General features: G+C 65.3%; 6 protein-coding genes. 3 read left to right on the top strand and 3 right to left on the bottom strand.

Annotated elements, in window-relative coordinates:
- Positions 1 to 257 (bottom strand): hypothetical protein (locus AC5RVB_RS15480; protein WP_494143082.1); only part of this gene is annotated, 257 nt, incomplete at its 3' end.
- Between the two features lie 280 nt (positions 258 to 537).
- Between AC5RVB_RS15480 and aroA the strand changes: the two genes are divergently transcribed.
- Genes aroA through AC5RVB_RS15465 form a run of 3 tightly spaced genes read left to right on the top strand, consistent with a single transcriptional unit; the run spans position 538 to position 6,874 of the window.
- A complete protein-coding gene (gene aroA, locus AC5RVB_RS15475) occupies positions 538 to 3,621 on the top strand; it encodes a 3-phosphoshikimate 1-carboxyvinyltransferase (protein WP_494143081.1) in 3,084 nt (1,027 codons plus the stop codon).
- The gene (locus AC5RVB_RS15470; protein WP_494143080.1) at positions 3,618 to 4,868 is read left to right on the top strand and encodes an acyl-CoA dehydrogenase family protein; all 1,251 of its coding nucleotides are present in this window, start codon (positions 3,618 to 3,620) and stop codon (positions 4,866 to 4,868) included. Before aroA ends, AC5RVB_RS15470 begins: the two co-directional genes overlap by 4 nt.
- 17 nt (positions 4,869 to 4,885) lie before the next feature.
- Complete coding sequence (locus AC5RVB_RS15465; RefSeq protein ID WP_494143079.1) at positions 4,886 to 6,874, top strand: oxidoreductase; 1,989 nt, start codon at positions 4,886 to 4,888, stop codon at positions 6,872 to 6,874.
- Positions 6,875 to 6,922: 48 nt separating this feature from the next.
- Here AC5RVB_RS15465 and tuf read toward each other — a convergent pair whose 3' ends face one another.
- Both tuf and fusA read right to left on the bottom strand, forming a co-directional pair.
- Positions 6,923 to 8,113, bottom strand: a complete 1,191-nt coding sequence (tuf, locus tag AC5RVB_RS15460) for an elongation factor Tu (RefSeq protein WP_227903865.1) — start codon at positions 8,111 to 8,113, stop codon at positions 6,923 to 6,925.
- Positions 8,114 to 8,334: 221 nt separating this feature from the next.
- Positions 8,335 to 10,449, bottom strand: a complete 2,115-nt coding sequence (fusA, locus tag AC5RVB_RS15455) for an elongation factor G (RefSeq protein ID WP_227903867.1) — start codon at positions 10,447 to 10,449, stop codon at positions 8,335 to 8,337.
- Between the last annotated feature and the right edge of the window lie 99 nt (positions 10,450 to 10,548).

Raw genomic sequence — 10,548 nt, 5'->3', positions numbered from 1 at the left:
GGCCCGGCTGCTGCAGGACCCGTCACTGGATTTCCTGTCGCCGGCTGTCCCTGCCCGGCCGCCACCCCGGCGCCTGCCTGCCCGTAACGCGCTGCGGCGGCGGCCAGCCCCGCACGGTAGCCCTCGTCATAGATCTGCGCCGGCGGCGGCACCCGGCGGCCCAGCAGGTCCGTGCCCCGGCCCGCCTTCACACCCACGACCCGTCCCACGAAGAAACTGGCTGTTATGGCAGCCAGGAATAGCAGGAAGACCCCCATGTCACTGCTTCCTTCCGGTTGGCGTAATTGCTGCCCATCCTAAGGTGCGGCACGCCGCCCGCAGTGGCACCCGCGCCCGCGGTTGTGTATAACGCCGCCGCTATGCGCCGCCGGGGACTCCTGTGGAGGAGAACAGGCAGCACCACAGTGCAACAACTGATTCGCACCGGCTGCGATGCGTCTCGGGCAGACCTGTTCCGGCCCGCAGACCCAACTGGTAGCGTCATCGGCGCACGAGGGTAGCGGTAACCACGCAGACGACAGAAAGGCCCTCACGGCCATGTATCTTTCGGTCCTCGGAACCCACAGCGGCATGGACACCGGCAGCATCACCGGGACGGTGCAGGTTCCCAACTCCAAATACCACGCCCACCGAGCACTAATCCTGGCGTCCCTGGCACCGGGCACCAGCCGGATTTCCGGCCTCACCGACGCACGCCACGTGCAATACACCGTGGCCATGCTCCGCCGGCTGGGCACCGGGATCGACGTGCAGGACGATACCTTCGTCGTCCACGGCGGCCCCTACCAGCCGCGCAGTGCCGCCGTGTCCGCGGGCAGTTCCGGCACCACTCTTTACTTCATGGCCGGACTTGCGTCGCTGGCCTCCCGCGACGTCGTCGTGACCGGCCAGAAGTACTTCCAGCGCCGTCCCGTCGGCGCCCTGCTGGCCGCGCTGCGCCAAATGGGGGTGGACATCTGGGCACCCAATGACTGCCCGCCGCTGCACGTCACGGCCGGCCGGCCGCACGGCGGAGAAGTGCATATCCCCGGCACCCTGTCGCAGTGGATATCCGGGCTTCTGCTGCTGGCGCCTTTTGCCCGCAGCCACACCACGGTGGTAGTTGACGGCGAGCAGAATGAGAGCAGCTACATAGAACTGACGGTAGCCATGATGCAGCGTTTCGGCCTGCAGGTGGACGTCTCCGAAGACTTTCGCCGTTTCCGGATAGCCCCGGACCAGCAGGCTGTCCCCACAGATCTGCGGATGCCGCCGGATATCGGATCCGCTGCCTTCGGTATCGCTGCGGCGGCCCTTCACCCGGCGGATGTGACGCTTGCGGGGCTCCCCGCCGTCTCTTCTGCCGGATCGGACCACCCCGAAGCGGACTTCCTGGACCTGGCAGCGGAGATGGGGGTGCCCATGGTGGCCGACGCGACAGCCGGCTCCGTCAGCATCCGCCACAGCGGACTGCAGCTGGCGCCCATCGACGTCGACTGCCGGCGGGTGCCTGACATGCTCCCGGTCCTCTCCGTGATGGCATGCCTGGCCCGGGGCCGCAGCACGTTCCGGAACATTGACCACGTGCGGATGAAGGAATCGGACCGGGTCGCTGCCATGCTGCAGTTGAATTCGATGGGGGCCAACCTTACCGTGGAGGGCTCCACGCTGATGATCCACGGCGTCTCCGGGGTCAACGGGGCGGATCTCTCCTCGTTCAACGATCACCGGGTCCTGATGTCCCTGGCGCTGGCTGCCACCGCTGCCGAGGGCCGCAGCACCCTGAGCTACCCCCACGCCTACCGCATCTCCTACCCCGAGTATCTTGCCGCCATGACCACGTTCGGGCTGCGGATGCAGGTGGAGGAGGGGGTTATCCGTCGGCCCCGCATCACCCGCCCCGTCCGCACTGCCAGGGGCAGCCGGCCGCGCACCATCACCGGTCAGGCCGGGGTGGAAGCCGCCGCGTCGGTCACCGGGCCCGAATGGGTCCGGCGGTGGTCCGCAGAACGGCCCAATGAAAGCGCAGTGATCGACGGCGGCGCCGGCACCGCCGGCCACTTGACCTGGGCGGAGCTGGACGCCCGGGCTGACAGGGTTGCAGCAGCCCTGCTGGACCTGGGGATCCGGCCGGGCGACCGCGTGGCCTTCCAGCTCCCCAACCGCAGCGAATTTGTCATCCTCGCTGTCGCTGCCCTGCGCATCGGCGCCGTCGCTGCCCCCATTATGCCGATTTTCCGCGAACGCGAGGTGGCCCTGGCCCTGCACCGCGCCCGTGCCCGCCTGTTCGTGACGGTAGAGGAGTTCCGCGGCCGCCGCCCCGCCGAAGAACTCGCCGGGCTGCTGCAGCGTGTGGGCGGGACTGACCCGGGAACAGCAGCCACCGTTGAACGGGTCCTGGTAGTGCGGGATACCCCCTCCCCCCGGCCCCTTCCCCGGGTGACCGGCGGCCCGGAGTTCGCTGACTGGACGGACACTCTGGAACGTGCACGGCCGGACCACCGGGTGCTGGCGCAATATGCACCGGCGGCCAGGGACGCCGCGCAGCTTCTGTTCACCTCCGGCACGTCCGGTGAGCCTAAGGGTGTTGTGCACCGCCATTCCACGCTCAGCCGGGCCGCCGCCATGGAAGTGACCCATCTGGGCCTGACCAGTGATGATGCCGTCTTCATCCCCTCCCCCCTAGCCCACCAGACCGGCTTCCTGTACGGCATGTGGCTTTCCTTTGTCCTGGGCTGCCCGCAGGTCCTGCAACCCGTCTGGGATGCAGAGCGCGCCCTGGCGCTGATGAGCGGCTGGCGGGCCACGTTTGTCCAGGCTGCCACCCCGTTCCTCTCGGATCTGGTCCGGGCGGTGGACACGGGTGCGCCGGCACCCTCCAGTCTGCGGATCTTCGTGAACACGGGCGCTGCCGTTCCCCGGCATCTGGCTGAGCGTGCCACCCGCGTCCTCGGTGCCCGGATTTGCGGCGCCTTCGGCACCACGGAAACCTGCCTTGGCACCCTGGCTTCCCCGCGGGACGAACCGGTGAAGGTGTGGGGCACCGACGGACGCGCACTGGCGGGGGTGCAGACACGGATTGTCGACGACGACGGGAGGCTCCTTCCTGACGGGGTCGAAGGCAACTTCGAGCTGGACAGCCCGACTGTCTTCGAGGGCTACCTTGACCGCCCCGACCTGACCAAGGAAGTCTTTACCGAAGACGGCTGGTACCGCACCGGCGACACCGGCGTCATCGATGCGGACGGATTTCTGCACATCACCGGCAGGGTCCGGGACATCATCAACCGCGGAGGGGAGAAAATCCCGGTGGCTGAGATTGAGCAGTTGCTGTACCGGCATCCCGCCGTAGCTGACGTGGCACTCGCGGCCATGCCGGATGACCGGCTGGGTGAGCGGGCCTGCGCCTTTGTGGTTCCGGCGCCGGGAAACCGGCCCCGGCTGACGGACCTCACCGCGTTTCTGGACGGACACCAGGTGTCCAAGCACTATTGGCCCGAGCACCTTCACCTGCTGGAAGATATTCCGCGCAACGCGGTGGGCAAGGTGCAGAAGTTTCTGCTGCGCGAAATGGCACGCAGTTTCACCGGCGGTGACAGTGTCTCTTCCGCTTTACCCTCCCCGGATCGGAGCAGCTTGTGAGCGTCACCGGCATCACCGCAGACGGCAGGGGCAGCAGCGTTCCCGACACCCGGTACCGTGAGCTGCTTTCAGCCGTCACGTCCTGGGTGGAGGGGCCCGGCGAGGAGTGGGCCGGACGCATTGAGGCCACCGGGCAAGTTCCTGACTCGCTGTGGAAGGAGCTGCGCGAGGCAGGTTTCCTCTCCCTCGCAGCGCCCGTGGAACTGGGCGGACAAGGGCTGAGCTTTGTGCAGTGGATGGGGCTGATGGAGGTTTTCTCCCGTTCCCACGCCTCCGTGCGCATGATCGTGCACGTGGTCAACGGCACCTGGCGTGCCATGAACCCGCACGCGGATGAACAGCAGCGGGAAAAGTTTGTCCGGCCCTCTGTTGCGGGCGAGCTGATCGTTGCCTTCACACTGACGGAACCGGGCAACGGCACCGGCGCCGACATCACCTCCAGCGTCCGGCGGGACGGGGACACCTACTACCTGACCGGACGCAAACACCTGATTACCTTCGGCGTACGCTGCGACTACTGGCTGTTGTTCGCCCGGATTGAGGGCAGCTCCGGCAGCGACGGCACGGTGGCGCTGCTGGTGGACAGGCATGCCCCCGGTGTGGTTGTTGAGAACACCTCCGAGACGCTCGGGGTGCACGGAACGGACCATGCCTCACTGACCTTCACGGACACACCTGTTCCGGTGTCGCACCGGCTGGGCGCCGAAGGGGACGGGCTGGCGGTCGCGTTGGGCGGCTTCCTGACCCCGAGCCGGATTTCGGTGGCCATGAGCTGCGTTGGCCTGGCCGGGCGGGCGCAGCAACTGGCCGTGGCGTACGCCTTGGAGCGCACCACGTTCGGCAAGCCGCTGGCTTCGCGGCAGGCCATCGCCTTTTCGCTGGCCGAGAATGAAGCCGATATTGCTGCGGCCCGCGCTCTGACTCTGCAGGCAGCGGAAGACTGGCAGAAGGGCTCGGACGCCGCCCCGGCGCTCTCTTCCATGGCCAAGCTGACCGCAGTGGACATGCTCACCCGTGTCACCGACAAGGCGTTGCAGGTCCACGGCGGCATTGGCTACTGGAAAAGCATGCCCATTGAACGGGTGTACCGGGACGCGCGTGCCCAGCGCTTCGAAGAGGGCACCAACGAGATCCAAAAGACGGTCATAGCCCGCGATCTTTTCCGCCGGGCGTCGGCTGGTGCAGCTGAAGCTGCCGCCGCAGCGGATGTCCCGGACCCGGCAGCGGCACCGGAATCACTCGGCTGACGGTCAGGCGCCCACCGATGCCGGACAGGGTCTTCACACCCGTTTCCCTGGGCCCGCTGCGGCTGGCCCACCGGATCATGATGGGCTCCATGCACCTGAACCGGGAGGACGATCCGCAGGCGCTGGCCGCCTTCTACCGGGAACGGGCTGCCGGAGGCGCAGCGCTGATAGTCACCGGCGGGGCGGCGGTCAGCCGTACCGGGGCAGCCGGCCCTAACTACCTGCTGATAAACGAACCGGAAGCCGCTGCCGTCCTCTCCCCCACTTTGGAGGCCGTGCACGGTGCCGGCGGGAAGATCGCCCTCCAGCTCTTCCACGCAGGCCGGTACGCCTTCGAGTCCAGCTACGGACTCCGCCCTGCCGCCCCGTCGGAGGTCTACTCAGGCTTCTCCCGCGCCGTGCCGGCCGCCATGACCCAGCAGCAGATTGAGGCCGTTCTCGCCGACTTCGCTGCGGGAGCTGCCCAAGCGCAGTCGCTGGGCTTCGACGCCGTGGAAATCATGGGCTCGGAGGGTTACCTGATCAATCAGTTCGCCTCACCGCTCACCAACCTTCGCACGGACGGGTGGGGCGGTGACCCGCAGCGTCGGCAGTCGTTCCCGTTGGCGGTTCTTGCAGCGGTACGCGGTGCCGTCGGTCCCGCATATCCGGTCATTTACCGCACGTCCGGGGCTGATTTCGTGGCCGGGTCCAGCACCCTGGAGGAATCCCGTGCCCTCGCGGTTGCCCTGGCAGCGGCCGGCGCGGACGCCCTGAACATCGGGATCGGCTGGCACGAGTCACGCGTGCCCTCCGTCCAGGCGCTTGTCCCGCACGGGCACTGGATGGGTATTGCCGGCAGCATCCGTGCCGCCCTTGCCGGGGCCGGCGTGCAGGTACCGGTGATCGGCAGCAACCGGATCAACTCGCTGCATCTGGCCGAACAGGCCCTTGCCGCCGGCCAGGCCGATGTGGTCTCCATGGCCCGTCCCTTCCTCGCGGATCCGGAGATTGTGGCCAAGACCCGGCGCGGGCAGGCGGAACTGGTGAACACCTGCATCGCTTGTAACGAGGCCTGCATAGACCGCTCGCTCGGCACGGAACCGGTCTCCTGCCTGGTGAATCCGCGGGCCGGCCGTGAGCTCGCGTTCCCGCTGGTCCGTTCCGTTCCCGCACCCGACCTGCACGTCGCCGTCGTCGGCGCAGGACCGGCGGGCCTGCAGGCGGCAGCCACGCTGGCGCAGGCCGGGGTGCCCGTGGACCTTTATGAGGAGAGCGACGGAATCGGCGGCCAGTTCCGTCTGGCCGGAACCGTGCCGGGAAAGGAAGATTTCCTGCAAACCATCAGGTACTTCCGCAACGAGCTTCCGCGGTTGGGCGTCCGGATCCGGCCCTGCGAATCCCCCGGGGCGGAGGCGTTATCCGGTTATGCCCACGTAATCCTTGCTACGGGTGTCCGTCCCCGGCCGGTGCCGTTGCCCCGCACCGGCCGGCTGCCCGTCCGGGACTACCGCGAGGCATTTGCCGCGCCCGCAGACCTGGGCCGCCGGGTGGTGGTCATCGGAGCCGGAGGAATAGCCGTGGACCTGGCCCGCCTGCTCACGGGGACCCCTGGAGGGCCGGCCGACGTGACCCTCCTCCGGCGCGGACACCGGATCGGAGAGGGAATCGGACCGTCCACGCGCTGGGCCGTACTGCAGGAGCTCGCCGCTGCCGGGGTGCGCACCCTTCCCGGAACAACGCCCCTGGAAGTCACTCCTGAGGGACTGCTCGTGGCCACCGCGCAAGAAACCGTGCTGCTGCCGGCGGACACCGTGCTGCTGGCAGCCGGGCAGGTGCCGCACAATCCCCTCCACTCCGCCCTGCTGCACCAACGGATTCCCTGCACCGTCATTGGCGGAGCACTGGACGCCTCCGGCCTGAACGCCGTGCGCGCCTTTGATCAGGGACTGGAAACGGGCTCACTGCTGGCCAGGGAGCTGCAGCAGCCTTCCGGGGTTAAACGCAGCAGGACCCCGCTGCCGTAGCAACGGGGTCCTGCTAAGAACCGAAGAGGTTCAGGCTAGAACATCAAATTACTTGATGATCTTGGTGACGCGGCCTGATCCAACGGTGCGGCCGCCTTCGCGGATAGCGAAGCCGAGGCCCTCTTCCATAGCGATGGGCTGGATGAGCTCAACGGTCATCTCAGTGTTATCGCCGGGCATAACCATTTCAGTGCCCTCGGGGAGGGTGATGACGCCGGTTACGTCCGTGGTACGGAAGTAGAACTGCGGGCGGTAGTTCGAGTAGAACGGGTTGTGGCGTCCGCCTTCATCCTTGGACAGGATGTAGACGTTGGCTTCGAAGTCGGTGTGCGGGGTGATGGAACCCGGCTTCACGACAACCTGGCCACGCTCTACGTCTTCGCGCTTGATGCCGCGGAGCAGCAGGCCACAGTTCTCGCCGGCCCATGCTTCGTCAAGCTGCTTGTGGAACATCTCGATACCGGTAACCGTGGTCTTCTGGACCGGACGGATGCCGACGATCTCGACCTCGGAGTTGATGGCGAGGGTACCGCGCTCGGCGCGGCCCGTGACAACGGTTCCACGACCGGTGATCGTGAAGACGTCCTCGATCGGCATCAGGAACGGCTTGTCCTTGTCGCGAACGGGGTCCGGCACGTTTTCGTCAACGGCTTCCATCAGCTCTTCGACGGAAGCAACCCACTTGGGATCGCCTTCCAGAGCCTTCAGGCCGGAAACGCGGACGACGGGAGCGTTGTCGCCGTCGAAGTCCTGGGAGCTCAGCAGTTCGCGAACTTCCATTTCCACGAGGTCGAGCAGTTCTTCGTCGTCAACCATGTCGGACTTGTTCAGTGCGACCAGCAGGTAGGGAACGCCAACCTGGCGGGCGAGCAGAACGTGCTCGCGGGTCTGGGCCATCGGACCATCGGTAGCGGCAACCACGAGGATTGCGCCGTCCATCTGAGCTGCACCAGTGATCATGTTCTTGATGTAGTCAGCGTGGCCGGGGGCGTCAACGTGTGCGTAGTGACGCTTCTCGGTCTGGTACTCGATGTGCGAGATGTTGATGGTGATACCGCGCTGGCGCTCTTCAGGTGCAGAGTCGATAGCAGCGAAATCGCGCTTTTCGTTCAGATCAGGGTACTTGTCAGCAAGCACCTTCGAAATGGCAGCGGTCAACGTGGTCTTGCCATGGTCAACGTGACCAATGGTGCCGATGTTGACGTGCGGCTTAGTCCGCTCGAACTTTGCCTTCGCCACGGGTTCCTCCTAGAGAGTTAGAAGACTCAATCTTCAGCCGCGCTTTTCGCAACTGAAACTGATGTAAGTCTACTGGGGGCTGTTTATTTGATGAAATTGCCGATTTCCGCAGCAGCCTGGCGAGGCCGCTCAGTCTGGCTATGCAGCGGGCTTCCGGCCGAAGCCCTGGCCCGCTGCACACGGTCGGTGTTCCGAGGTTCCCCGGAACACCGACCAGGGTTTTATTCGCCGCGCGTCTTCTGGATGATCTCGTCGGCTACTGCCTTCGGGACCTCTGCGTAGCTGTTGAAGGACATGGAGTACACGGCACGGCCCTGGGTCTTGGACCGCAGGTCGCCGATGTAGCCGAACATGCCGGACAGCGGGACGTGTGCCCGGATGACCTTTACGCCGGCTGCATCTTCCATGGACTGCATCTGTCCGCGACGGGAGTTGATGTCACCGATAACTTCACCCATGTATTCCTCAGGGGTGCGGACTTCAACATCCATCATCGGCTCCAGCAGAACCGGGCTGGCCATCCGTGCAGCTTCCTTGAAGGCCTGGCGTCCGGCAATCTTGAACGCCATTTCCGAGGAGTCGACGTCGTGGTAAGCGCCGTCAAGCAGCGTCGCCTTGATGCCGACAACCGGGTAACCGGCGAGCACACCGTCGGTGAGGGCGCTCTGGATACCCTGGTCAACGCTGGGGATGTATTCGCGCGGAACACGACCACCGGTGACCTTGTTCTCGAATTCGTAGAACGTGCCGTCGGAAGTATCCAGCGGCTCGATCGCGATCTGGATCTTTGCGAACTGACCCGAACCACCGGTCTGCTTCTTGTGCGTGTAGTCGTGCTTGGCGACTGCACGGCGGATGGTTTCGCGGTAAGCAACCTGGGGCTTGCCCACGTTGGCTTCGACGCGGAACTCGCGGCGCATACGGTCAACCAGAATGTCCAGGTGCAGCTCGCCCATACCGGCGATGATGGTCTGGCCTGTGTCTTCGTCGAGGGAGACCTGGAAGGTCGGATCCTCTTCGGAGAGCTTCTGGATGGCGGTGGAGAGCTTCTCCTGGTCACCCTTGGTCTTCGGCTCGATGGCCACGGAAATCACGGGCTCCGGGAAGCTCATGGATTCCAGCACGATCGGGTTCTGAAGATCGCACAGGGTGTCGCCCGTGGTCGTGTCCTTCAGGCCGATGGCGGCGTAGATGTGGCCAGTCGTGATTTCCTCGACCGGGTTTTCCTTGTTGGCGTGCATCTGGAAGAGCTTTCCGATGCGCTCCTTCTTCTGCTTGGTCGCATTCATGACCTGGGCGCCGGAAGCAGCGTGACCGGAGTACACGCGGATGTAGGTCAGACGGCCGAAGAACGGGTGCGTCACAACCTTGAACGCCAGCGCGGAGAACGGAGCGTTGGCATCGGCGGCGCGTTCGAGGATGACCTCTTCGTCGCGGATGTCGTGGCCCTTGATGTTCGGCACGTCAAGCGGGCTGGGCAGGTAGTCGACGACGGCGTCAAGCATGGGCTGAACGCCACGGTTCTTGAACGCGGAGCCGCAGAGAACCGGGTAGACCAGCGAGTTGATGGTCAGGTGGCGGATGCCGGCCTTGATTTCCTCGATGGTGAGTTCTTCACCTTCGAGGTACTTGTTCATCAGCTCGTCGCTTGCCTCGGCAACGGTCTCGATCAGCTGCGCGCGGTACTCTTCGGCCTTTTCCTGCAGTTCTGCGGGGATCGGTTCGATTTCGTACTTGGCGCCCATGGTGACATCACCCTTGGCGTCGCCGCGCCAGGTGAGGGCACGCATTTCGAGAAGGTCAACGACGCCCTCGAATTCGCTCTCGGCACCGATCGGCAGCTGCAGAACCAGCGGCTTGGCACCCAGGCGGTTGATGATGGTGTCGACGGTGAAGTAGAAGTCAGCGCCGAGCTTGTCCATCTTGTTGACGAAGCAGATGCGCGGGACGTTGTACTTGTCAGCCTGGCGCCAGACAGTCTCGGACTGCGGCTCCACGCCTTCCTTGCCGTCGAACACGGCTACGGCGCCGTCGAGCACGCGCAGGGACCGCTCAACCTCGACGGTGAAGTCAACGTGACCCGGGGTGTCGATGATGTTGATCTGGTTGTTGTCCCAGTAACACGTGGTAGCTGCGGAGGTAATGGTGATACCCCGCTCCTGCTCCTGTGCCATCCAGTCCATCGTGGACGCACCGTCGTGGGTCTCGCCGATCTTGTGGTTGACACCCGTGTAGAACAGGATGCGCTCGGTAGTCGTCGTCTTGCCGGCATCGATGTGGGCCATGATGCCGATGTTGCGGACCTTGTTCAGGTCGGTAAGCACGTCAAGTGCCACGGTTTCTCCCTATATTTGGTGTTTGCCGTTTCGACTGCGTTTATCTGCTTCGGGCCCTGCACCCCGCCGTAGCGGAATGCAGGGCCTTGAAGGAGGGGC

The sequence above is a fragment of the Arthrobacter sp. Y3225209 genome, from assembly GCF_059090685.1.
Note: the sequence above shows the minus strand (reverse complement) of the source record. Positions and strands in the feature narration are given on the sequence as shown.

Excerpts from the sequence above, each read along its gene's own strand:
- aroA (WP_494143081.1), top strand. The coding sequence starts at position 538 with ATGTATCTTTCGGTCCTCGGAACCCACAGCGGCATGGACACCGGCAGC.
- AC5RVB_RS15465 (WP_494143079.1), top strand. The coding sequence starts at position 4,886 with ATGCCGGACAGGGTCTTCACACCCGTTTCCCTGGGCCCGCTGCGGCTG.